Source organism: Steroidobacteraceae bacterium, from assembly GCA_041395505.1.
Lineage (GTDB): Bacteria > Pseudomonadota > Gammaproteobacteria > Steroidobacterales > Steroidobacteraceae > JAWLAG01.
The window spans coordinates 1,340,509-1,364,864 of the sequence record JAWLAG010000001.1; the positions used below are offsets into that span (position 1 = coordinate 1,340,509).

Below are 24,356 nucleotides of genomic sequence, written 5' to 3' on the forward strand. Positions count from 1 at the left end.
ATTGTTTAATTATCTGTTCTAATTAAACATCGTTCTTTTTCAGGAGTCAATCGCCATGAGTCCGGCCTTACGTCACAGGTTCAAGGCACTGGCAGCCGCGCTGGCAGTCCTGCCCGGTTGCGCGCAACTCGACTCATTCTGCTTTACGAGTTGCCGCTCGCAGCACGCCGCCTCGACGCCACTCGTGAGCTATCTGTATCCAGAAGGCGATGTGCCGAGGGTCGAGGAGAGCGTGCAACTGCGCCTGCCGCTGCGCGTCGGGCTGAGTTTCCTGCCAGCGGGCGAGGGGGCAGCGCCCGATGCTGCCCAGCGCGAGCAGATCGTTGAGCGGGTGGCGGAGCGATTTCGCTCCCTCGAGTACGTATCCAGCATTACCGTCGTGCCGGACTACTATCTGACCGCAGGCGGCGGGTTTGCGCAGCTCGAGCAGGTTTCCGCGCTCTTGCAGCTCGACCTTGTCGGTGTCATGTCCTATGACCAGATCGCGCGTAGTACGGAAAACGACCGATCGCTTTGGTACCTGACCATCGTCGGCGCCTACCTGGTGAGCGGCCACGATCAGTCCACCAGCACCTTGCTCGACCTCGCTGTGGTCGAACCGCACAGCCGCCGGTTGTTGTTGCGTGCCGGGGGCACGAGCAGCGTTGCCGGCGCGACGACGATCAGCGCCGCAGATCGCAAACTGCGCATGCAATCGGCAGCCGGCTTCGAGCAAGCCGCCGACTCCCTCATTGAAAATCTCGCAGGTGAGGTGGGACGTTTCGAGACCCGGGTCAAGGCCGGGGATGCGCCGGTGCGCACTGTCGCGCGCGATGGAGGGGGTGGCGCAATTACCTGCGCTCAGCTCGTCGCAATCGGCTTGCTTCTCCTCGGCGCACTCGCGGCGCGACGCACGCGTGACGACGACGGCCCGGAACGATGATGATCAGGCGTCTGGCAGATCCAGAGCGCCCGGATTCATCAAGTGCTTCGGGTCGACTGCCGACTTCAGCGCGCGGATCAAATTGAGAGCAGCCTTGTCGAGAACACTGCCGTAGGGATAGCTCTTGCCTAGTTGAAAATGTGTCGCGCCATGCCGGCTGTAAAGATCGATCAATCCCCGCTTGAGCTTCTCCACGAATTCATTCACAGCCGCTTCGTCGCGATAGCTCGGGAGGGATGCGAGGTATTCGGCAGGAACGACCTTGCGATGGTAGGCCGTCTGTTCGCCTGGCCAGTAGAGCGCAATTTCATACAGGAACGCTGTGCTTCCGACCGACATGAACATGCCGCCGTGCCAGACTCCCAACTGTTTCATCTCGGTCGCGTGTTGCGCGAAATATGCGGTCAGATCGCGGTGGAAATCCGCGACTCGCGAATACGGCAGATGGCCATGAACAGGCACCCAGCGCTCGCCGTTCGGGCCGAGAGTGTTGATCAACGGGGCGAAGGGCATGCCGCGTACGACGGCCGGGACGGTGTTGACCATCGACCAGCCGCCTGCCGATTCCATCAGCTCCTGCAAGCGCCGGCTCCTTGCGCTCACGTCCTGGCCTGAACATCCGTCAATAATGAAATGGACGCTGTATTCGCAGTTGCGCATCTGGCGCGTGCCGGCCCACGCGGTTCGCAGCAGCTGCGAAATTGCAGCGCCGGTGGAAGGCGCCGTCGCCCAGAGGTTGCGGATGAGTGTGAGCTTCGATGTACGTTCCTGGCGGGCGATCTGGCCGCGCGAGAGCGCCGCGTCGATTGCGAAATGCTCATCCTCGAGCCGCTCCAGCCCGGCGGCGCGTAGCGCCTTGGCCATGTCGTCCAGCTTTGCGAAACCGAAGGACAGGCAGCGGAATTCATCGTAACGGCGCAGCAGCGGCAGGGTAATCCGCGCCTTGACGCCGAGCGTCCCGCAATCGCCGACGAACAGGCCCGCCAGATCGGGTCCGTACCAACGACAGAACGGAGCGCTGCCACGCGCCGCCGCGCCCGTGCGAATCAACTCGCCGGATGCGAGAACGACATCCATCGCGAGCACCGACTCCGCGCTTGTGCCATATCGCGCTGAGCCGTGACTGATGGAGTGCTGCGATACCGAACCGCCTACCGTCGCTGCAAGGCCGGAAAAAGGACCAAAGAACGGCGTTCGCAAGCCCAGCGCGTCCAGCGCAGTCTTGAGCGCCGCCCAGGTCACGCCCGCCTCGACCGTCACGTAACAATCCTCCTGATTGATTTCGACGATGCGATCGAGGCCGCCCATGTCGAGCAGGGCGGATCTGGGCGTCGACGGCAGGTAGCCGTCGGTATAGGAGGCGCCTCCGCCACGGGTGAATACTGCGAAGTCGGCCGACGTAATGGTGGCGACAGCGGCCCGCAGCTCTTCCACGGACTGCGGGCGCACAACGGCAACCGGCAATTCGCGGCGGCGATACACGTCGGTTGCGAAGGTGGTGACGATATCCCCTTGGGCGATGCGGTCCGCTGGCATTGCGCTCGCCAGGCGCTGCATCAGCTCATGCACATCGGGAGCCTGATTTGTCATCCGCGGTATCCCACTCGAGGTTGGTCTGCCGGCTTATTTGCGCGTCAGCACGACGGGTCCCGCCGCGCTGATTTCGGCGTCGAGTCGGCGGCGCGCCGCGGCGTCATTGGCGCCGTAGGCCTTCAGGAACAAAGTCGACAATCGTACCGCGACGTCCAGTTGCCGTCGTTGCTGTGGTCCCTGCGCCTCGGGTCGGCAGATCAGTCCACCGAAATAGTGATCGACCCCCTGCAAAGTCAGCGCATATCGATTGCCGCCGGGTGCCGAAGCGTCATAGGCCGCGAGGTGCGAGCGCCAATCCTCGGCCGCCGCGCCGGGTGGAATATCCAGGTTGCCGGTTTGAATCAGGGCGGGCACGGCGAGCGTCGCATAGCCTTCGACATCGATCAGCGTGGGAATCGGACCCGGCGGCGAGAAGGCGATCGCGGCAATGGTCCTGGCATCGCGCAATGCGCCGGCGTAACCGGGCGGCGCAATGGCTGCCGCGCCTGCCAGCGTAAGCGCGACCAATCCACCGTAACTGTGGCCGGCCGCGAGGCGCTGTGTATCACCAAGCTGGTCGGCGAGCAAATGCATGTCCTCGAGTCGCGCCTTCCAGCTGGCCAGGCCCGGGAAGTCGGCGATCTTCGGGTGATCGGTCGAATCGACATGCAGCGGGGCGTGGACTTCGAACCCGCCGCCCACCCAGGGCTTGATCAGCTTCAAATACTTCCAGGGTGCCGAAGCGGCGCCGTGCGAAAACAGGATGGTTCCGCGCCGCTTGCCGCGAGGCCGCCAGTGCCAGACGGAAATGGCCCGTCCTTCGGTCGTGCGCAGCGTATATTGTGGCGCGCTCGCCCCTGCGTAGGCCATGCTCGCCGCGCCGCTTGCGATGAGCAGTTGCATGATGTGGCGACGTGTGAGGGTATTCTGAGGCATCGGTTCTCATGATCTAATCACGCGCGTCGGCCATGCTGCTCGCCGCGCGCAATGGATATCCGACAGTTGGTCGGCTGAATCGCTCTGGTGAACTCGAGGAGATGACTCAATGGTTGAATCTAGGATTACCCGACGCGCCACGCTCGGTCTCGCGGCAGGCGTTGCCGCAGCCTCTGTCGCACCGAAGCTCGCTGCCAAACCCCGTGTCAAGTTCGTCACGCGAGTCGATTTCAAGAACCCCAAATGGAACCGCGACACGTTCGCCCGCATCGACGGCGAGCTGGATCCGACCAAGCAGAAGCTGGGCTGGCTACGCGGTACGGTCTATGGCGTTCGTGAGAACGAAAAGGTCCGGCCGCTATTCATTGCCGAAGGCTTCAGCTTTACGCGCACCAAACTGCTGGAAGACGGCAGCTGGCGCCGCCTGTTGCGCGAGATCGTGTTCTACCGCGATATCGCTACCGGCAAGATCATGGAGACCTGGCACAATCCCTACACCGACGAGGATGTGCGAGTCGTACCCATCGCGAATGACCCGTTCAATTTCACGATCAGCGAGTGGGCGCCAGAGCCGCCATCCTACGGCGGTCTCAACAAGGAAAAACCCCCGCGTCGACCGCTGCTGCTCGACTGGAACTACGGACCCAACGGCACACTGATTCTCTCCACCGACATTCACCTCTATTACCCGAGCGCCCTTCAGCCGGACAAATGGCCGCGAGAGTCTGCCGGTCCCATGAGTCGTGTGTCCGAGCTTTTCAAATACACGGTCCAGCAAAAAGACGTCGAGAATCCGAATATCACTTCGCTGCCTATCGTCGGATCCTGGTCGCGCATCACGCCTTGGCTGCCCTGGATGTTGATGGGCCAGGCGCCGGGTCACTGCAGCTATTTCACGAACTTCGCGACGCTACCTGGCGGCATCAAGGACTTGCCTCAGGACCTGGTGGCTGCGGCACGCGCCATGGACGAAAAGTGGCTCTCGGCGCCGACCGAGGACTATGGGCCTTCTTTGTCCAGTCTCGAGAACTATGCGCGCGAGCAAAAGCCGGCCCCGGTGCCGCCAGGCTGGACACCGCCGCAACCGCCACAGGCGCCGCCCGCCTTTGGCGGAGGTGGCGCGAAGCCGCCGTTGCGCTGACACTCAATGACGCAAACTGGCGGCATTGGCCTCGCCGGCCAGATTGCCTACGGCAGCGGGCAGGTCGCGGGGCAGGTCTTTCGCGATCTGCCATCGCTCCTGCTGCTTTTCTTCATGACCAATGTGCTGGGTATCGCGCCTGTAATTGCCGGCTCGGCGATATTCGTGCCGAAGCTCGTCTGGGGCGTTCTATGCGACATGGTGGTTGGCATCCAGTCGGACCGTTTGCGCAAACGCGTGCCACGGCACTGGTGGCTGCTTGCTGGCGCCCTCGCATCGCCGGTCGCCATGTACCTTCTTTTTCATGTGCCGGCCGGCGGCACGGTGACCCGCGTTGCGTATCTGGCCGTTGCCTTCAGTCTTTACATGGCGGTGTTCGCAACTTTCTCAGTGCCTTACCTTGCCATCGCGAGCGAACTGACCACGACACCGCAGCAGCGCACCGTGTTGATGGCCTGGCGACTTGTGTTCACTGCCGGCGGCGTGCTGGTATCCGGTGCGCTCGCGCCTGCGATCGTGCAAAGCCATGGAGGCGGTCAGGACGCCTATGAATTCATGGCGCGCGTTCTGGCGGTCATCTGCCCGGTTGCCTTGTTGATCACGTTTTTCGGTGTGAACCGGTTCGTTCGCGCCGGCACGCCGGCCGCGGATGCAAGCCCGCAAACCACCCTGAAGCCTCGCGAAGCGGCCGAACTGATCAGCTCGCGGCGATTTGCGCCGCTTTTCTACGCGAATCTCATGCAACTTGCCGGTTCCGGCATGGCTTACGCGTCCATGCTGTATTTCCTCACTTACAACATGGCGCGCCCGGATGCTTTCCAGCTTGTCGGTGTCATCGTGTTCGTCATGTGCGCCGGCATCATCCTTGCGCAACCCATGTGGGTGCGCCTTGCCGCGAGTGTCGGCAAGAAACCCGCCTACGTGATGGCTACCCTGTGCTATTCCATCATGTACCTGACGTGGGGTTTCAGCGCTCACGCCAGCAATGCGGTGACATTTCTCATTGCGTTCCTGGTCGCCGTGGGCAATTCCGGATGGGCGTTGCTTGGTTTTTCACTGCTCGCCGATCTTGCGAGCCAGGATCAGCGTCGAGCGGGCCTATACTCCGCGGTCTGGATCGCATCCGACAAGATCGGCTTTGCAGTCGGTGGCACCTTGCTGGTGGGACTCGTCCTGTCGGCCTTCGGATTCGATGCAGGTCGCGCGGTCGCGGGCCTGCCCCAGTCCTCGTCGGCCATGACTGGCGTCATGCTGGCGTTCGCTGTCTCGCCGGCGTTACTGAATCTGTTGGCGCTGCTCGTGTTCCGGCGCCTGCCCGACCCGCAGGCGGCCTAGAGCCGCTGCACCAGTTCCATCGCGGCGCGTTCGCCCGATTCCATGGCAGCCTCCATGCCGCGGTTGGCCGTCGCCGTATGCTCGCCGCAAAAATGCATCCGGCCGTGTGGCAGGGCCAGTACGGACAGGTCGGCCTGCAACCGGCCTGGTTGAAATACCGCCCAATCCCCGCCTGCGAAAGGATCAAGGGCCCATGAATGGTATCCGGCCGGCTTGAGCGCTCCGCGCGCAGCGGGCCGTGCTTTTTCAATGTCTGCAATGACCAGCCGTTGCGCCGTTTCCGCTCCCAGGCGGTCCATATAGGCCGCTTTCCAGCCGCGCAGGCTGCAGACGAAATTCGTTACCTCATCGTCGCGGTCGCCGAAATGCTGGGCCATGACCATTCCAGCGGGGCCGTCGCTCCACATGGATGCGCTGAGGCCGTCGGCCTCCCAGAACCGCTTGCGCACATTGAGGAAAACGAGCGAGACCTGCATGTAGGGCAATGTCTGCACGGCGCGCGCCTGCCCGCCGGGCAAGACGGGGTCGAGCCTGACATTTCGCAAAGTCGCTGCCGGCAGGGAGGAAAGTACGTAGCGTGACCGGAAACGACTACCGTCGCGGCAGCTCAACGTCACCTGGTTCTCGTCCTGGTCGATCGCCACGACTTCGCTGCCGAGGATGACCGGTCCCTTGAGCGCGGCCGCCATGGCTGTCGGCAATTTCTGGTTGCCGCCGCCGACCACCGGCGCCGTCGGCGCGACACGGGCCTGCGCCCGGCTCCAGGCGTCGACGAAATAGAACATCAGCGCGGACACGTCGTGTGCCGAGTTGCCGTAACTGACGTTCTGGTTATATGCGAGTTCTATCGCGGCCTCGTTCAGACCAAGTGCCCGTAACGCCTCGAACATCGAAACATCGAGCGCGGCCTTGTCTGCATCGAGCCACTGTGTTGGCGACTGCAATGGGTTGTGCTTCGACATGAGCACCGGCACCACGGCGGGCGGGAGTAATTTGCGCAAAGGTTCAGGAAACGGATTGAGAGAAGACCGGGACCAGGTTTCCGGATCGATGCGCTGGCCGCGCAGCAGCACTTCGCTACGCCCCAGCGCGGCGCGAAATCGCGGTGCCATGTCGATCAATGGCAACCCCATGCGCCCGGCAATGTCGATCGTCCGGCCATAGCCGCCACCCATGCTGTTGGCGCCCACTTCGGGGTGACCGGGCAGGTCGAATCGCGTGTAAACCCGTCCACCGACGCGCGACCGGCCCTCGAGCACGCGAACGCGCGCGCCAAGCTCCTCCAGGATCAGTGCGGCATTGAGGCCGGACAGGCCGGCGCCGATGACTGTGACATCGACGGGGGTCGTTTCAGTTGTTGCGGACCATAGGTTGCCCGCAAAAGGCGCAAGGCTTGCAGCGGCGATCGATTTGCATGCATCGCGACGTGATAGTCGCGCCGGGGGAGACATGAAGCTACTCCCGCGCTGTCGTCTGCGGCCGGGTTTCGCGCTCGAGATACAAAAGCAGCGACTGCCTGTCATCTGCGCCCGGAATGCCCATGAAGGTCATGGTCGTGCCGGGAACGACTTCGGAGGGATGCTGAAGCCATGCATCCAGTTTTTCCATGGTCCAATTCCAGTCCGCCGCACGAAGTCCGGCCGAATAGTTATAGCCAGGGACGGTGGCTGCTTTGCGATCGATGATCGCAGCGAGATGAGGTCCGATCTTGTGCTCATCGGCGATCGAGTCGGTGCGGTGGCAGGCGCGGCATTGGGTGATGAAGAGCAATTTGCCTCGGCGCAGCGCTGCGTCGTTGTCATTCGGGGCAGGCTCGACACTGTGGACCGTGTTTGCGGTCAAGGCTCCAAGGATGGTCAATATCAATGCCGGGTAGATGGTTCGCATGGGCAAATTCGACTCTTTTTCGGTGCGGAGTGCAATTAGCGGGACGCGGTCGCGGCCAACTGGCGGGCGACCTGTTCGAGACGGATAGCCGGGACAGCTTCGAGAAACTCGCGGGTGGCGCCGGCCACCTCGTGCGGGGCCTCGAGTGGCGGATAGTGACTGACGTCATCGAGATAGACGACTCGCTTGCTGTCCGAACCGACGCGCGCCGCCAGCAATTCGGCCGTGGCACGCGGCAATACCGGATCGCGGGCGCCCCAGAGGATCAGCGTCGGTGCGCTGACGGCGGCCAGGAATCGCCTGACTTCGGCATCGCTTTTCATGATCGCCGTCATGCTAGTGAACTGCGTGGCGCCGGGGCGACGATTGAGGTCGAAGTACTCATCCACCAACGCGGGTGTCACGCGCTCCCGGCGTTCGAAGTGCGCCCGCAGAAAGTCCTGCCAACAAGTGCGCGACCAGGGTCGTGATTGCATGCAGGTTGCGATGGACCAGCGCAGCAGGAGCGGCAGGCGCTGTCGTGCCGCATTGTTGTCAACGGGTGCAGACGGCGGGACATTCGAGAGCACCAGCGCTGTCGTTCGCTGCGGATAGGTCGCCGCGAATCGATAGCCAATGATGCCGCCGCTCGAAGTGCCCAGCAGCGCTGCCTTGTCGACGTGCAAGGCATCGAGAAAATCGGCAAGGAATTGTTCGGGACTCAACGCGAAGCCTTCAGGTACGGCGCCCGACAGTCCTGATGGCGGCTGGTCATATCGAATAATGCGGAACCGATCATCTAGCTCGGCCGTCACATCATCGAACATGCGCAGGCTGCCAAACGAACCGTGCAACAGCACCAGCACCGGGCCGTCGCCGTCGTCGCGATAATTCACCCGGACGCCGGCTACGACGATCTGTCGGGAACCATGGCCGTACTGGCTGCGCAAAGTTTCGTAGTCGCTCGGCGCTGCGCTGCGGCGTGCGGCAATGAAATTGCCGACGACCAGGGCGCAGGCGCAAGCCAGCGCGAGGAGCGACAGCAGGACCCATTTCCTTCGACTATGAACTGGCACGGTCAGCTGCCACGTGCGATTGATTCAGGTCATCGTCGAGCCTGTCGGCTTCGGAGCGGCGCGATTCGAGCAGGTCTTCGGCGTTGAGGCGATACCTCACGATGGCCAGCAGGCTGATCAGCATGGCAATCGCCGGGATGACCGCGAACCCAATGTAGATGGCCTGGATCGCACTGTCCGATTGTGCCTGCAGCCCACCGGATCTGGACTCGACATAGCCCATGGCACTCATCAGGATGCCAACGCCAGCGATGCCGGCGGCGGCGGATATCTTGTCCAGCAGGCTCGTGATGCCCGCAAAAGCGCCTTCGCGGCGCAGACCGGTCTGTATATAGTCGAAACGAATGGCATCTGAAAGCATGGAATAGGCGAACAGGATCAATCCGGCCGAAAAGACGCCGGTAACTAGCGCTCGCGCAACCAGCAGCGCATACGCCTCGCCTGCTCCGGCGCTCAGCCACGTCAAATGGGCAAGACCGAACCCGAGCATCGCGACCGCATAGCAACGCTTCTTGCCGGCGCGGCGCGCGGCGCGCAGCCAAAGCGGCATCGACGCGAATACGCCGATGGTTGCGAGCAGATAGTAGTTCCCCAGCCAGTTGTCGGTGCGCTGGAGAACGTAACGCGAGAAATAGGCATTCGTCACCGAGGTCGTTGCGGTGCCTATCAATACGAATATATGGGCGAGTGCCAGCATTCGGAATGGCTGGTTCTGCCAGGCAAGCCGCAATTGCCGCCCGAAATCCCGGAGGCGCAGCCGGTCCTTGTCCTGCATCGTCGTGCGTGGTGCGTTGAGCAGCATGACCGTTGCAGCTACGCCAGCCAGGGCAACGACCGTGGCAACAACGACCGCGACCTTGATATGACCCGATCGATCTGCGCCCCAGTGGGCCAGCAGCCAGGTGGGCAGCGTCGAGCCGACCAGCAGACCGACGGTGTTGCCAATCACACGATAGGACATCAACGTCGAGCGCTCGTGATAGTCATTGGTGACTTCAACCACCATGGCCATGCCCGGAATCGTCAGGGCTGTGTAGGCAGAAGCATGTACGACCAATATCAGCGCAACGTAGAGCCAAAGTCCGGGGCCTGACAGCGAACTGGGTGCGGCGAAGAGCAGCACCACGGTGATCGCCATCAACACGCTGCCGATCAGCAGGTAGGGCAGTCGTCGTCCGATCGGCGAGCGGGTACGGTCGCTTGCAGCGCCGAGCAGGGGATCGAGTATGCCGTCGTAGATCTTGACGACGGCAAAAAGCAGGCCTGCGACGGATGCCGCCATTGCGAGATTGTCCGTGAAGTACCGTAGCGCGAGGACAGTCACGATATTCATCCCGGCGGAGTGCGTCAGCGACGCCAGCACGAATGCAAGACGGATCTTCTTCGGCGATCCTTGCCCTGTCATGGCGACTGTCCCGGCGGCACCAGTTGATTGGGCCAGCCCGTGAATGCATCGCGAATCGATGGCCAGTCTTTCGGTGCAAAAGCAACGCCGATCGTGCGCAGGGCGTCGGTCCCGGTGATCGCGGTGGCATGGCCGCTGCCATGGGTGTCGAGAAGGATCAGTACATCACCCGCGACCAGCGCCACGCGGCTCAAGTCGCCGGCGGTGACGCTGATTTCCATGCAGCCGCCGAGCATCATCGTGAGCCCGGCCACTGGGGTGTTATGCGCGGCCTGGGTGACACCGGGGTCGCACTGGAATGGTCGCCAGCCACTCGCCGGAAGCAGCTGGGCGAGGGAAGGTGGCGGGTGGGCGATCTCGAGGACGCAGATGCGCGTCGCGCCATCAGTCGCCGTGACTACCCCATAGATGCTCATCGAACGGGATCATACGGCAAGTGCCACTGCGGCGAAGGTCTGCCTCAGGTGATGGACGCCTGGTAGATCGTCTCGATGGAGTGATCGAGCTTCGCGTCGAACTCGGCGTCCGACTGTTTTGCCGACAGACCTTCGGCCAGCGCGCGCGAAAAACTCGCGACCATGCGATGGTTTGCGGCAAGGCGACGGTTGGCTTCATCCTGCGAATAACCGCCGGACAGCGCGACGACGCGAACGACGTTGCGGTGCTTGATGCAGTCCATGTAGAAGTCGGGTTCCTCAGGCAGGGTGAGCTTCAACATCACGAGCTGCTTCGGCTGCAGGCGATTGAGTTCGGCAAGGAGGGCAGTGCGCAGCAGCGCCTCGGCCTTGGCCTTGTCCGGGCAATGAATGTCGACTTCGGGCTCTATGATGGGCACCAGTCCGGCGGCGATGATCTGCTTGCCGATCTCGAATTGCTGTTTGACGACGGCCTCGATGCCGGCCGCATTGGCCTGCTTGATCACCGAGCGCATCTTGGTGCCGAAGATCCGTTTGGCTTTCGCGCGCGCGAGCAGTGCATCGAGTCCCGGCATGGGTTTCATCACCTGCACGCCGTCGGCTTCCCCTGCCAGGCCCTGGTCGACCTTCAGGAACGGTACGACGTTCTTTACATCCCAGAGGTAATCAGCGGTGGGCTTGCCCGCGATGTCGCGATCCATGGTGTTCTCGAACAGGATTGCGCCCAGAATGCGCCGGCCACTAAAGGACTTGCTCGTGATGATGCGGCTGCGCATCTTGTGTACGAGAGCGAACATTTCGTCATCATTGGACCATTCGTCCTTGCCGATCCCGTAAAGGCCCAGTGCCTTCGGTGTGCTGCCGCCGCTTTGATCCAGCGCGGCGATGAATCCCGGCGCGTTTTTTACCTTGTCCAGTTGCTGATCGAAATTGCTCACGTTGATGTCCTCGAGTGCTGGGCCCATTACCCGGACCGGTCACCGACCTGCGATGGTGGGCGGTACTGGGATCGAACCAGTGACCCCTGCCGTGTGAAGGCAGTGCTCTACCGCTGAGCTAACCGCCCGGAAACCGGGAAGGGGCGCAAGTCTAGTGGCAGGTGCCGGACCCCGCAATCGTCAGCCGCGACCCACCTTCTTGACAGCGCCCAAGGCCTGCCTTACCGTCGCGCCCCTTTCGTGGGGCTATAGCTCAGCTGGGAGAGCGCTTGCATGGCATGCAAGAGGTCGGCGGTTCGATCCCGCCTAGCTCCACCAATTCTCCGAGGTCCCCATCGTCTAGAGGCCTAGGACATCGCCCTTTCACGGCGGTAACAGGGGTTCGAATCCCCTTGGGGACGCCAACTTGCGCGAACTTCTTCACAGTTTTGACCTACTGTAAGATTTCTCGACTCTGCATCGTCTAATATCCCGACGCTCGGTGTAGCCAGCTGACCCCCTCAGGTGTCGTTCAGCTTGGTTGACCTAGCATCCTGGATTCGGGCGCTTGCAGGGACCATACGGGTGAATTTCAAGTTCTTTGGCACACATGTGCATGTGCCATTTCTGATCCTGGCCATTTGCGAATCGGCTGCGCTCTGGGTTGGGGCGACTGCGGCCATTCTCCTGCTCAAGGTCGATGCCAACCTGACGGATACCTGGCACGGGCCGGCGACTTTCGCGGTACTGAGCCTCATCGCCATGTTCGCCATGGGCATGTTCAGCCGGCGGTTGCGCGAGCGAACCGCGGGCGAACTGTTGCGCCTGCTGTTCGCGGTGATCGCTGGCGTCATTGCGACGGCCTTGCTGTCGCGTCTGGTCGGCAACCACGTTCTGCCTGTCTATCTCTATTTCGTCGCCGCCGCAATGGGCTTCGTACTCGCCGCGCTGGTGCGCATCGCGCTCGGGCGCGTCATCAACGAAGACGTGTTCCGTCGCAATGTGCTGGTCTATGGCAGTGGCGCACGCGCGCAGAGCCTGGCCGGTCTGCGCCGCCGCGCCGACCAGCGCGGTTTCCGTCTGGTCGGATTTGTCCGTCCGGAAGGTGAACCCGTATCGGTCGAACAACATCGATTGCTCACCGTCAGCGATACCTTGCTGAACCTGGCTTATCGACACGACATCGACGAAATCGTCGTAGCCATGGAGGATCGACGCAAGAATTTCCCGGTAGCGCAATTGCTCGAATGCCGTCTCGCAGGCGTCGAGATCACCGAGGTCGTGACATTTTTCGAACGCGAGACGGGCAAGGTGCGCCTCGATGTGCTGCACCCCAGTTGGCTCATATTCTCCGAAGGCTTCCGCCAGGATCATGTGCGGCGCCTGTCGCAACGAGTGTTCGATCTCATCTTCGGTTGCCTTTTTCTGGTTTTTCTCTGGCCGTTCATGCTGCTGGTTGCATTGGCCATCAAGGTGGAAGATGGCCCGGGCGCGCCCGTCCTCTACCGGCAGCGGCGCGTTGGCCTGCTTGGTAAACCCTTTGAAGTCCTCAAGTTTCGCAGCATGCACACGGACGCTGAACGGGACGGCGCGCCGCGCTGGGCCAGTGAGGGCGATTCGCGCATTACCCGTGTCGGCGCGTTCATCCGCAAGGTTCGCCTCGATGAGCTGCCGCAGATATTGAACGTGATTCGCGGCGACATGAGTTTCGTGGGGCCGCGGCCGGAGCGGCCGGAATTCGTCTCGCAACTCGAGAATACGATCCCGTATTACCGGGAGCGCCATTGGGTCAAGCCCGGTATCACTGGCTGGGCACAGCTTTGCTACTCCTATGGCTCGAGCGAGCGCGATGCGTTCGAAAAGCTGCAATACGACCTTTACTACGTCAAGAACCACACGCTGCTGTTTGATCTCGTGATCCTGCTGCAGACGGTCGAAGTCATCCTCATGGGCAAGGGAGCCCGCTGAGCATGCGTGCCGACCTGTTCCTGATCAGCGGACAGGCTCTGACGGTCGCCGTGTTTGCGGTGCTCGCCGTGTTGCTACGCCCGGCCACGGCCAACTGGCGAAGTCCGGAGCGGCGCCTGTGGCTCGCGATCATTGCCACGACCATTTGGGCTGCCGTGGACCTTTGGCAGCTCCTGGACCCTGCGGTCGCGCCTTGGCTGCCGATGGTTTGCGAGTCGCTGATGCTCGCCGCCTGGGGCTGGATGCTAGGGGCTGCGCTCGCGCTCACGACCGGTAATGCGCTGCTCGCGCGTCTTGCGGCGTGGTCGAGTGCACTCGCCGTCCCGGCGGTCATTGCGTCGGCCCTGACGCCCTCACGCGCAAATGTCGCGATCGTCCTGATCGTGCTTGCAACTGTGTTGTTGCTCGCCATCGAGAATGTCGTGCGCAATTCGACGAGTGAAGCGCGGCCGGCCACGCGTCTGCTGGCCTTGGGTATCGGCGGAATTGCTGCCCTGACCCTCCTGAACAACGCGAGTTTCGCGCTTTTTGGCGAGCCAGAGGCTTGGTTGCATGTGACCAGGTCGTACGTTAGCGCCGCCTGTGGCGCTTGCCTAGCGCTCGCGGCACGGCGCATGCCCAGCTGGTCGGTCGGGTTGTTCGTTTCGCGCCAGGTTGCCTTCTACGCGACCTCTGCGGTGCTGGTCGGGGCCTATCTCCTCATCGCAAGTGTCGGCAGCTGGGCGCTCGCGCAGCGCGCCGGTGACTGGTTGCGCCCGGCACTGCTGGTATTTTCCGCCATGGCAGTCATTGCGCTGGCGGCGCTGCTGGGTTCCAGGCCTCTGCGTCAACGCCTGCGGGTATTTCTCAGCAAACATTTTTATCGCAATCGTTACGACTACCGGCTCGAATGGCTGCGATTCATCTCGACACTGTCCACGGCCACCGATGCCGATACGGTACCCGCCACCGCGATGCGCGCGGTTGCGCAGATCGTGGGTAGTCCGGGAGCGCAGCTATGGTTGCTGGACCGTGAATCACGCCAGTTCGCGCCGGTCGACAGCTGGCGGATGGATTCTGGCGCACCCTCAACGGCGCTGGTCCGTGACGAGCAACCCGTGGCCGAGGAGGCTGCGCTGCCACGTTATCTGCGTGACAGCGGCTGGCTGATCGACTTTCAGGAGCTTGCTGCTCGAGCGCAGCTCTATAGCGGACTGGAAGAGGGTGAGCGAACCCGCCTCGCCGAGACGCACCGCGGACTACTCGTGCCGTTGCTGCATGTCGAGCAGCTGGTGGGCTGGATGTTGCTCGAACGACCGGCTTCGCTTGGAACGCTCACATTCGAGGACCGGGATCTCCTCAAGATTGCCGGTCGCCAGGTTGCCGTGCATCTCGCCCAGGTCGACAGCGACCGGCGGCTCGCAATGGCACGCCAGTTCGAGGCATACAACCGCATGACGGCCTTCGTCATGCATGACCTGCGTAATCTGCTCGCCCAGCTGAACCTCATTGCGCAGAACGCCACCCGCCATCGGCGCAATCCGGATTTCGTCGACGATGCCATGAGCACGATTTCGCATTCGGCTGACCGCATCAGCAAATTGCTTGCGCAACTGCGCCAGGGCGATGCGACCGGCGAATTGCGGCGCTTTGATCTCGCCCAGCTTATCGAGCGCTCCCTGCTGCGACTCGGTTCGCGTAATCCGGTACCAGCGTTCGAGTGCCGGGAGTTTCCAATCGTCGATGCCGATCCGGAGCGGCTGGCTGCGGTGTTCGAGCACGCCGTGCGCAATGCGCAGGATGCGACGGCGGAATCGGGCGCGATTGCCGTAGCGGTCGGTTTCCGGGAGCGCCGTGCCTACATCGAAATTGCCGATACCGGCGTTGGCATGAGCGATGAGTTCGTCCGTGAGCGACTCTTTCGCCCGTTCGACAGCACCAAAGGATCCCGTGGGATGGGCATCGGTGCGTTCCAGATACGCGAATACATGCGCTCGATTGGTGGTGATGTGCAGGTCAATTCGCAACCCGGCGTGGGTACCCGTTTCCTGATGTTGTTTCCGGTCAAGGAGGCTGCCGAAATTCGGCAGAGCGCGTGATGGCAGACTCGTCTGGCAAGTTGTTGATCGTCGAGGACGATGCGGGTCTGCGTGCCCAGCTGCGCTGGTGCTTCGAAGGCATGGACGTCGGTTTTGCCGAAAATCGCAACGAAGCAGTGACCTATGTGCGCCGTCACGAGCCCGCCGTCGTGCTGCAGGACCTGGGGCTTCCGCCCGATGAAGCCGGTACGGCCGAGGGCTTCGCAACGCTTGCGGAAATTCTCTCGCTGGCGCCACGAACCAAGGTCATTGTCGTTACCGGCAACCACGAACGCGAAAGCGCCCTGCGCGCTATTGAAATGGGCGCGAGTGATTTCTACGAGAAGCCCGTCGATGTCGATGTCCTGCGGCTGATCGTCAAGCGCGCGTTCCATGTCGCTGCACTGGAGGAGGAACTGGCCCAGTTGCGCGGCACGAGCGGGCGCGGCGCCATCGAAGGCCTGATTGCCACCGATCCGGCCATGTTGCAGGTCTGCCGCATGATCGAAAAAGTGGCTCCGGCCGATGTGGCCGTGCTCGTGCTGGGTGAGAGCGGCACAGGCAAGGAGTTGATCTCCCGGGCGGTGCACGATTTGAGTCCGCGCCGCGAGGCCCGCTTCCAGGCAATCAATTGCGCGGCCATACCCGAACAGCTTCTCGAAGCTGAATTGTTCGGCTATGAGAAGGGGGCGTTCACCGGGGCGGTGCGCCAGACGCTGGGCAAGGTGGAGCTCGCTGACAAGGGCACGCTGTTTCTCGACGAGATTGGCGATATGCCGCTTGCGCTGCAAGCAAAGTTGCTGCGTTTCCTGCAGAACAAGGTCATCGAGCGGGTCGGCGGCAGGCAGGAAATCCCGGTCGATGTGCGGGTTGTTGCGGCAACCAATCAGGATCTCGAGTCGCTCATTCGCGAACAGAAGTTTCGCCAGGACCTCTACTACAGGTTGAGCGAGGTCAATATTACGGTGCCGGCATTGCGTGATCGTCGCGAGGACATCATCGCCATCGCGAATTTCATGCTGCGCAAACACAGCGCGCTCAGCGACAAACCCAAGCGCGGTTTTTCGGACGATGCCAACCTCGCCATGACTCACTACAGCTGGCCGGGCAATGTTCGCGAGCTCGAGAACAAGGTCAAGGCCGCAGCGCTGCTCGGCGATGGTACGTTGATTACTGCGCAGGACCTCGGCCTGAGCGGGCCGGCGGCCACCTCGGTTCCGCTCAATCTCAAGGAAGCGCGCAATCGTGCCGAACGGCAGGCGGTCGCGCTCGCAATGTCGGTATGCAATGGCAACATATCGAAGGCATCGGAGCTCCTCGGGGTGGCGCGGCCGACGCTCTACGACTTGCTGTCACGCCATGGCGATTGCGATACGCGCCAGGCGGGCGAGGGATAGATGAGCATGTCGGTTCAGGGCACACAACCGCTTCGGCTGCTGCTCCTCCTGCTCGCCGCCGGTGTGGTCGCCAGTTGCGATGCGGTCCGAAGCCCGGACGAGATCGTCGCACGGGCGCAGACCTTGATTCAGGACGGCAAACCGCTCGAGGCGCGTGTGCGGCTCAAGAGCCTGCTGCAGCGAAATCCCGACGCGGATGCGGCACGGTTGCTCCTGGCACGGGTTCTTTTCGATCTGGGTGAGGTCGAGGGCGCCGCAACCGAGCTGTCGCGATTCTCTCCGGAGCGCATTGCGGCGCTCGGCGCAATGCCGCTGCATGTTCGCGTCCTGCTCGCGCAAGGTGCATCGGCTCGTGTACTTGGCCTGCTGGATGAGGGCAAGGTCGAGTTGCCTGCAAGGGAGGCACTGATCGTGCGTTCCGAGGCGCTGCGTGCCGAAGGACGCGGTGTGGAGAGCCTGGCCGCCTTGCGCCAAGCGGCCACGGAGCAACCCAAGGATGCAGGCATTGCGGTTGAACTCGGCATGGCGCTCGCCGATAGCGGCAATTTCCCGGCGGCTCTCGAGGTGCTCGACCAGGTCCTGAATACAGCTCAACCCGATGCGGATGCCTTGGTCGAGCGCGGCCTGCTCAAGCTACGTGGCGGCCAGGCGGACTCAGCCGGGGCCGATTTTTCCCGCGCTCTCGACACCGCCCTGCCGGCATGGCCCCTCGCGCGTCGCCAGCGCGCGGAGCTGCTGGCGCTCGATGCAGAAATCGCGGGCGGTAATATCGACGAAGCCAGGGCGCGCCTCGAACGCTTGCAGGGGTCGGGACCTGCGAGTGTGGGTGTCGTGCTTGCAGATGCACGTATCGCGTTGTTCGAAGGTCGTGCGGGAGAGGCGGTCGATCAACTGCAGCGCGTTCGACAGGTCGTGCGCGGCAACGTGGCGGTCGATTCGCTATATGCACGCGCGCTCCTCGACAACGGCAACGAGTCGCTCGCGCGGGATGTGCTCGAGTCGCTCTACAAGGAAAACAGCCGCGACGTCGGCGTGCGCAATTTCCTGGCGCAGGTCTTGTTCAGGCAACGGCGTATCGATGACGTCGTGCGACTCCTGAGCGATGGCGACTGGGCGGACGATACGCCTGATGCATTTGCGGCCGGCCTGCTGGCAACTGCCCGCGCGAGCCAGGAGCGCTATGCGGTCGCGGTGGCGAAGCTCGATGCCAGGCGCGAATCACCTGCACGAGACACCGAAAGCCAGCTGCAGCGCGCTGCGGCCGAGCTCGATGCCGGCCACGCCGATCAGGCGCTGAAAATCCTTGGCGGCGCGACCAGCACCGCCGAGCCGCAATTCGCCTATCTCAAGATGCGCGCAATGATTGCGAGTACGCGACGGGCCGATGCAGTCAAGTATGCCGCGGCACTGGCCGAATTGCCGCAAACCGGCACCGGTTCCCTGATTGCGGCCGCGGATGCCGCGATGTCGCTCGGCGAGGAGGAAATCGGCGCCGGCTTGATCGATCGCGCCTACGCATTGGCGCCAACGAATGCGGACGTACTGCTCCGGCGCGCTTCGCTGGCTTTTGTGCGGCGGGATCTTGCCGGCGCGCGCGCAGCGCTGCTGGCGATACCGTCGAGCGCTGCGACGCTCGAGCGGGTACAGCTGGGGCTGGCACAGATTGCCCGGGCCCAGAAAAATTACTCCGAGGCCCGTCAGCTGCTTGCAGCTGCCGCCGAGCGCGCACCACGAAGTGTTGCTGTCGCATTGGCCCGCGCCGATAACGAGGCGGATGCCGGTCAATTGCAGGTCGCCGCGGAAATCTTTGCCCGCTTGCTTGAAGTCGCACCCGCCGATGGCATGGCCGCCCACGCGGCGGGCCGTTGGTGGCTACAGCACCGGCAATACCCGCAAGCGGTGGCCTTGTTGCGGCTTGCCTGCGAGCAGGATGCGGGGAACGCAGCCTATTGGGTTGACATGGCGCGTGCGCAAATGACCTCGGGCGATACGGCGGCGGCCCGCGACGCGTTGCGTCGTGCGGGTCTCGCTGATCCAGCCGCATTGCCGCCGCGGCTGGTTCTCGCCCGCCTGGATCTGGCCGCGGGCAACGCGGTCGCCGCCCTCGAGGACGCAAAACGTCTCGCTGCAGGGTTCCCGAACCAGGCGGATGCATGGCTGCTCTATGGCGATGCCGCGCAGGCAAGCGGCGCACCGGCCAAGGCGGCTGAACTTTTTGCGCGCGCCTACGGTCTGCAACCGAGTCGTGCGGCGGCCGTACGGGGTTTCGTGGCGCGCCGGGCCGCCGGGTTGGCCGCTCCGACGCAGCCGTTGCAGGAATGGCTGGTAGCGCACGAAGACGACGCTGCTGCGCGCTCGGTGCTGGCCCAGCATTGGATGCAAACGGGCGCATTGCAGTTGGCGAGGGACGAATTCGCGCAGGTGGTTGCGCGTCAGCCGGGGGACGTCGTGGCTTTGAACAATCTCGCCTGGCTTCTGACCGACGAATTCCCGGCGAAAGCCGAAGAATACGGCCGCCGCGCGCTGGCGATCGAACCTGGCAATGCCGCAATCCTCGATACGCTTGGTTGGATCCTCGTCAAGACCGGCAAGATACCCGAGGCGACACAGCTGCTTGCCGAGGCCGTGCGTATCGATGCAACGGACAGCGCGAGTCGTTATCACTACGCGGTCGCGTTATCGCGCGCGTCTCGCAAGAATGAAGCCCTGTCCATCGCCAGCGCCTTGCTCGGCGGGAAGTTGACCACCGATTTGCGACGAAACACGGAATCGCTATTGAAGGAGCTGCAGTGATGTTGGGAAAGACCATTCGCGTAACGACTCGCACCCTGGCGCCATTGCTCATATTGAGCTGCCTCGCAGGTGCCGTTGTCGCGCAAGATGCGCCGCCGCCACCGGCCGCAGCGCCGGACGCCAACAAGGCAAATCGCACCGACTACATCATCGGCCCGGGTGATTCGCTGCAGGTGTTCGTGTGGCGCAATCCCGAGCTGTCCGTCACCGTGCCGGTGCGGCCGGACGGCAAGATATCGACGCCGCTCGTCGAGGATATGGTTGCGATCGGCAAGTCGCCGTCGCAACTCGCCCGCGATATCGAAACCGTGCTGTCCGAATATGTCAGAACGCCGCAGGTCAACATAATCGTAAACCAGGCCGTCAGCGCCTACAGTCAGGTGCAGGTCGTGGGTCAGGTGCGTTCGCCGCAATCCATTGCGTTCCGCGAGGGACTGAAGGTGCTGGACGTAATCCTCGCGAGCGGCGGATTGACCGAATTCGCATCGGGCAACCGCGCAAAAATTGTGCGAGAAGTCCAGGGCCAGCGTAAGGAGATTCGCGTAAAATTGGCGGATCTGATGAACCGCGGGGACATGCGGCAAAATCTCGAATTGCGGCCCGGGGACGTCCTGATCGTGCCGCAGACATTTTTCTAAGTGACCAACACATGAACCAACAAGTCGCCGAGATTCTTCACTATGTGGCGGGCGTATGGCGGCGTCGGCGCCTGGCGCTCATAGTCGCCTGGGCAATCTGCGGACTCGCCTGGTTCGTCGTGCTGTTGTTGCCGAATGTCTACGAGGCATCGGCACGGGTCTTCGTTACCACGCGAACGCCATTGCGACCGATGCTGCGCGGTATCGCCGTGGATGATGACCTGCGCTCGCAATTGAACATGGTGCAGGAGGCATTGCTGTCGCGGCCGCAGCTCGAAGCCGTGGTCCGGAAGAACGATCTGGATGCCGGCGTCAAGTCGACCGCGGATATGGATGCAGCTGTCGCGTCGCTTCGCAAGTCGATCGTGATCGAAGTGCGCGGCCGGCAGCCTGACCGACCCGAACTCGACGACAGCGGCTTGTATGCAATCAGCTATCGCAACGCGAGCCAGGACAAGAGCGTGGCGGTCGTGCGCACGCTCCTTGACAACTTTCTCGAGAATACCTTGCAAGGCAAACGCGAAGGGACCGACGAAGCGCAGAAGTTCCTGCGCCAGCAGATCAAGGAATATGAGACCCGCTTGTCGGAAGCCGAAGCGCGTCTTGCCGAATTCAAGAAGAACAACCTCGGCATGATTCCGGGCGAGGAGGGCGATTACTTCTCGCGGCTCGACAAGGAAATGGATGGCCTGCAAACCGCGGAAACCAACCTCGCTGTTGCCCTGAGCCGACGATCGGAATTGCGACGCCAGCTCTCCTCGGCCACACCCTACGTGCCCGGCACATCCGGGAGCGGCGGTTCCTCATCCGGAGCTGTCAGCGATGTATCGCTGCGCCGTCAGGAAGCGGAGGCCAAACTCGAAGAATTGCTGTTGCGCTTCACCGAGAAGCACCCCGAAGTCATCGCGCTTCGCGGCACCATCGCCGAGCTCAAGGATCGTGAGGCGAAGGAGCTCGCGGAGCTGTCGCGCGGCGGCAAGGGCACGGGCGCCATTCGCAGCTTGAGTGCGAACCCCGTGTTCCAGAACATCCAGGTGCAGCTCAATCAGGCCGATGTCGAAATCGCCTCGCTCCGTGGCGCCATTACGCAGCACAAGAGCGAAATCGCGAAGCTGAAGGGTGTCGTCGATACGGCGCCGGAGGTCGAACAGGAGTTGGCGCGATTGAATCGCGACTATGGCGTGACCAAATCTCAATACGAAGCGCTGGTGGGTCGTCTCGAGCAGGCACGCGTGTCCGAAGATGCCGCGAAGAGCGGCATCGTGCGATTCGATGTGATGGAGCCGCCCAAGGCAAGTTCCTCTCCGGTCTGGCCCAACCGGCCGCTGCTGGTGCTGGCGAGCCTGCTCATCGGACCAATTCTCGGTATCCTCGTTGCGCTGGGGCTCAATCTCCTGCACCCGACTTTCAGCAGTGCGCGCATGCTCGAGCGTGTCACGCAACTACCCGTACTCGGTGCCATCAGTGCATTGAAGCGCGAATCGGACGCGGTGTTGCAGCGCGCTGCGGCGCGGCGCTATGTGATCGCAGGTGCAGCGTTGGTCGTTTGCGGTGTGGTCTTTGCGCTGTTCGCCAATTTTGGCGCGCGAATGATTTACGGATAGATTCGTACCATGGAAGTTGTCATATGAGCTTCATAGAACGTGCGCTCGAGAAAGTCCGCAACGCCGAGCGGGACACGACGGGCAAAGGCGGGGCAGCGCGTTTGGACCGACCGGGCACCCAGGAGCCTGGACAGGCGCGTGCACGCAGCACGCAGGCGCCCGAGCCGGTTCGACCCCGCGTGGTGGTCAACCCGGCGGTTGCCGTCAGCGATGAGCTATTGCGAGAGGCCGGTGTTCTTGCTGCGCCGGACGATGTCCATCAGCAGGCGGCCGAGTTCCGCAGCATCAAGCGAGAGCTGCTGAACGATATCGCCGACGGCGATGGCCGGCGGCGCCTCGTCATGGTCACGAGCGCGCTCTCGGCCGAGGGCAAGACCTTCACCGCCGTCAACCTGGCCTTGTCGCTTGCGCTCGAGCAGGACTGGTCGGTCTTGCTCGTTGACGCCGATATCATCAAACCGGCGCTGTCCAAAATGCTCGGCCTGCAGGGTCGACAGGGACTATTGGACGCCGCGCTCGACTCATCCGTCGATGTCAACTCCCTGATCCTCACGACCAGCGTTCCGGGTCTGTCGGTCATTCCCGCGGGGCGGCCCGATCCGCATGCTTCCGAGTACTTCGCCAGCGAGCGCATGGATGTCATCTGGCGCGCTTTGCTCGCCGATCCGCGGCGCATCGTGGTCATCGACTCCTTGCCCGTGCTGCTCACATCCGAAGCGCCGGCGCTCACCCAACATGTGCACAACGTCCTCATGGTCGTTCGCGCCGAACGTACGCCCCAGGCCGCGGTGCGCGATGCGATAGAACGACTCGGTGAGCGCGCCGAGATCAGGCTGGTGCTCAACGCAGAAGAAAAATTCGGTCCCAAGGACGGCTATTACTACGGTTACAACTATGAATACAACTACCGTGCGGACAATCAATAGCGGCGCAGCCCTTGGCTTGATGCTGGGCGGCGTACTGTCTGTCGCTCAGCAGGCCGCGGCCGCGGATTTCGACTACGCCCTGAGCGCCGGCGCCTATTACTCGGACAACCTGGGACGCACACCGACGAATGAGAATGGCACGTTTGCTGCGGCACTGGGGGCAGATGTCAGCGCGAGGGAGCGGGCCGGACGATTTCGCTACGATGTGCTTGCCGATCTGACCTATTTTGAATACACCGATTCCTCCTACGATGGCGAGCTGCTGGGGACCGGTCGTGCGAGCGGCAGTTTCGCCTTTGTTCCGGAACGCTTCATCTGGAATGCGTCGGCCGGTCTTGGCCAGGCCAGGCAGTCCTTGCTTTTGCCCTCGACGCCTTCCAACCGTCGCGACCGTATCGATATGTCCACCGGGCCGGAATTCATTCTACGGCTGGGTCTTGCGAATGAAATCCGCGCAAGTGCGCAATATGCGCGTACCGATTACTCGGGCGGCGGCGCGGAGGATCAGGAGTCGACAGGCGGTCGTGTCGTCTACAATCGCCGCCCATCTCCTCGCCTCAGTTATGGGCTGGGCGCGAGTTTCGACACCACCAAATATCCGAACAATGGCGCGTTGACCGCGTCGGATTTCGATCGCAAGGAAGCATTCGCCGTATTCAGCGGCCGTGGACCCCGCACGTTCGTCGAGGCGGAGGTTGGCTACAGCACGCTCAAAGGCGGTACAGTCGACTCGAACGGCTTGTTGACCCGCGCAACCCTGGCGCGGCGCCTCACGCCATCGTCCACTTTGAGCGTCTCGGCAGAGCGGGAATTTGCAACGGCCGAGCCGGGCTATGGCCGGGAGTTTTCGACACCAGTCCTGCCGAGCACGGGCTCCACGAATGACTTCGCCTTCGGCGTTCCGCAACAGCGAGACAATTTCCAAGCCGCATACGCTTTCGTTCGACCGCGCACCACGGTGGATATCAGTCTCGGCACGCGTCGCGACCGCTTGCTGTCGGGCCCCAGCGCGACGCGACGATTCGATAGCCTTCGCGGCAGTGTCATGCGGCGTATTTCGCCGACAATCGACGGCGCATTGTTTGCGGAGCGCACGTCGGATCGATTCGAGCTTCTGGGCGTCGATGCCGACGAGACTTCGTTCGGTACGCGGGTGTCGGTAGCGCTGTCGCCCCGATATTCGATCGATTTTTCCTTGCGCCACAACGAGCGCAACTCGAATGTCGGTGGCGCGGATTTCACCGAGCTGGCAGGTGGCGTTTTCCTGCGGTATGGCTCCGTACCGCGACGCGACTTGTTTGAGTAGCCCGATACCTGGTGGTTTCGCGAACTGAGCGTCTGGTTTGGCCGCGAGCAGCTGGCACTGGCCTGCTGAGTCCGCACAGAC

19 protein-coding genes and 3 tRNA genes are annotated in these 24,356 nt (G+C 62.7%); 13 read left to right on the forward strand and 9 right to left on the reverse strand.

Annotated elements, in window-relative coordinates:
* Positions 1 to 55 precede the first annotated feature (55 nt).
* Complete coding sequence (gene rhlP / locus R3E77_06090; protein MEZ5498983.1) at positions 56 to 922, forward strand: rhombotarget lipoprotein; 867 nt, start codon at positions 56 to 58, stop codon at positions 920 to 922.
* A 3-nt stretch (positions 923 to 925) separates the two neighbouring features.
* Here the strand turns inward: rhlP and R3E77_06095 are convergent, their stop codons facing one another.
* Together R3E77_06095 and R3E77_06100 are read right to left on the reverse strand one after the other, a co-directional pair.
* Entirely contained in the window at positions 926 to 2,512 is a 1,587-nt protein-coding gene (locus R3E77_06095) for an FAD-binding oxidoreductase (GenBank protein ID MEZ5498984.1), read from the reverse strand.
* Positions 2,513 to 2,545: 33 nt separating this feature from the next.
* Positions 2,546 to 3,430 carry an alpha/beta fold hydrolase gene (locus R3E77_06100; GenBank protein ID MEZ5498985.1) on the reverse strand — a complete coding sequence of 295 codons (885 nt, stop codon included), beginning with the start codon at positions 3,428 to 3,430 and terminating at the stop codon, positions 2,546 to 2,548.
* A gap of 109 nt (positions 3,431 to 3,539) precedes the next feature.
* Between R3E77_06100 and R3E77_06105 the strand changes: the two genes are divergently transcribed.
* Together R3E77_06105 and R3E77_06110 are read left to right on the forward strand one after the other, a co-directional pair.
* A complete protein-coding gene (locus R3E77_06105) occupies positions 3,540 to 4,571 on the forward strand; it encodes a DUF1838 family protein (GenBank protein ID MEZ5498986.1) in 1,032 nt (343 codons plus the stop codon).
* Positions 4,572 to 4,577: 6 nt separating this feature from the next.
* Positions 4,578 to 5,906 carry an MFS transporter gene (locus tag R3E77_06110; GenBank protein ID MEZ5498987.1) on the forward strand — a complete coding sequence of 443 codons (1,329 nt, stop codon included), beginning with the start codon at positions 4,578 to 4,580 and terminating at the stop codon, positions 5,904 to 5,906.
* Here the strand turns inward: R3E77_06110 and R3E77_06115 are convergent.
* From R3E77_06115 to R3E77_06145, 7 genes are all read right to left on the reverse strand, one after another.
* Positions 5,903 to 7,357: an NAD(P)/FAD-dependent oxidoreductase gene (locus R3E77_06115; GenBank protein MEZ5498988.1), complete on the reverse strand. Its 1,455-nt coding sequence runs from the start codon at positions 7,355 to 7,357 to the stop codon at positions 5,903 to 5,905. The genes R3E77_06110 and R3E77_06115 overlap by 4 nt on opposite strands.
* 4 nt (positions 7,358 to 7,361) lie before the next feature.
* A complete protein-coding gene (locus R3E77_06120; protein MEZ5498989.1) occupies positions 7,362 to 7,793 on the reverse strand; it encodes a c-type cytochrome in 432 nt (143 codons plus the stop codon).
* 35 nt (positions 7,794 to 7,828) lie between these two features.
* Positions 7,829 to 8,848, reverse strand: a complete 1,020-nt coding sequence (locus R3E77_06125; protein ID MEZ5498990.1) for an alpha/beta hydrolase — start codon at positions 8,846 to 8,848, stop codon at positions 7,829 to 7,831.
* Positions 8,835 to 10,253: an MFS transporter gene (locus R3E77_06130; GenBank protein ID MEZ5498991.1), complete on the reverse strand. Its 1,419-nt coding sequence runs from the start codon at positions 10,251 to 10,253 to the stop codon at positions 8,835 to 8,837. The genes R3E77_06125 and R3E77_06130 overlap by 14 nt, the downstream gene beginning before the upstream one ends.
* The gene (locus R3E77_06135) at positions 10,250 to 10,669 is read right to left on the reverse strand and encodes a hypothetical protein (protein ID MEZ5498992.1); all 420 of its coding nucleotides are present in this window, start codon (positions 10,667 to 10,669) and stop codon (positions 10,250 to 10,252) included. The genes R3E77_06130 and R3E77_06135 overlap by 4 nt, the downstream gene beginning before the upstream one ends.
* Before the next feature lie 44 nt (positions 10,670 to 10,713).
* Positions 10,714 to 11,607 (reverse strand): fructose bisphosphate aldolase, encoded by an 894-nt coding sequence (locus tag R3E77_06140; protein MEZ5498993.1) that lies wholly within the window; start codon positions 11,605 to 11,607, stop codon positions 10,714 to 10,716.
* A gap of 53 nt (positions 11,608 to 11,660) precedes the next feature.
* Positions 11,661 to 11,735: transfer RNA gene (locus tag R3E77_06145), tRNA-Val, on the reverse strand.
* Between the two features lie 114 nt (positions 11,736 to 11,849).
* Here R3E77_06145 and R3E77_06150 point away from each other — a divergent pair.
* The 10 genes from R3E77_06150 to R3E77_06195 all read left to right on the forward strand — a co-directional run bounded on the left by R3E77_06150 (position 11,850) and on the right by R3E77_06195 (position 24,275).
* Positions 11,850 to 11,925 (forward strand) — tRNA-Ala (locus tag R3E77_06150).
* A gap of 10 nt (positions 11,926 to 11,935) precedes the next feature.
* A tRNA-Glu gene (locus tag R3E77_06155) sits at positions 11,936 to 12,011 on the forward strand.
* A gap of 160 nt (positions 12,012 to 12,171) precedes the next feature.
* Positions 12,172 to 13,554, forward strand: a complete 1,383-nt coding sequence (locus R3E77_06160) for a TIGR03013 family PEP-CTERM/XrtA system glycosyltransferase (GenBank protein MEZ5498994.1) — start codon at positions 12,172 to 12,174, stop codon at positions 13,552 to 13,554.
* 2 nt (positions 13,555 to 13,556) lie between these two features.
* A complete protein-coding gene (gene prsK, locus R3E77_06165; GenBank protein ID MEZ5498995.1) occupies positions 13,557 to 15,632 on the forward strand; it encodes a PEP-CTERM system histidine kinase PrsK in 2,076 nt (691 codons plus the stop codon).
* Positions 15,632 to 17,008 (forward strand): PEP-CTERM-box response regulator transcription factor, encoded by a 1,377-nt coding sequence (gene prsR, locus R3E77_06170; GenBank protein MEZ5498996.1) that lies wholly within the window; start codon positions 15,632 to 15,634, stop codon positions 17,006 to 17,008. The genes prsK and prsR overlap by 1 nt, the downstream gene beginning before the upstream one ends.
* Positions 17,009 to 19,801, forward strand: a complete 2,793-nt coding sequence (locus tag R3E77_06175; protein ID MEZ5498997.1) for a tetratricopeptide repeat protein — start codon at positions 17,009 to 17,011, stop codon at positions 19,799 to 19,801. It abuts the gene before it with no gap.
* Positions 19,801 to 20,439 carry a polysaccharide export protein gene (locus tag R3E77_06180; GenBank protein MEZ5498998.1) on the forward strand — a complete coding sequence of 213 codons (639 nt, stop codon included), beginning with the start codon at positions 19,801 to 19,803 and terminating at the stop codon, positions 20,437 to 20,439. The genes R3E77_06175 and R3E77_06180 overlap by 1 nt, the downstream gene beginning before the upstream one ends.
* Positions 20,440 to 20,450: 11 nt before the next feature.
* Complete coding sequence (locus R3E77_06185) at positions 20,451 to 22,043, forward strand: GNVR domain-containing protein (protein ID MEZ5498999.1); 1,593 nt, start codon at positions 20,451 to 20,453, stop codon at positions 22,041 to 22,043.
* A gap of 23 nt (positions 22,044 to 22,066) precedes the next feature.
* The gene (locus tag R3E77_06190) at positions 22,067 to 22,969 is read left to right on the forward strand and encodes a P-loop NTPase (GenBank protein MEZ5499000.1); all 903 of its coding nucleotides are present in this window, start codon (positions 22,067 to 22,069) and stop codon (positions 22,967 to 22,969) included.
* Positions 22,938 to 24,275 carry a hypothetical protein gene (locus R3E77_06195; GenBank protein MEZ5499001.1) on the forward strand — a complete coding sequence of 446 codons (1,338 nt, stop codon included), beginning with the start codon at positions 22,938 to 22,940 and terminating at the stop codon, positions 24,273 to 24,275. Before R3E77_06190 ends, R3E77_06195 begins: the two co-directional genes overlap by 32 nt.
* Positions 24,276 to 24,356: the final 81 nt, after the last annotated feature.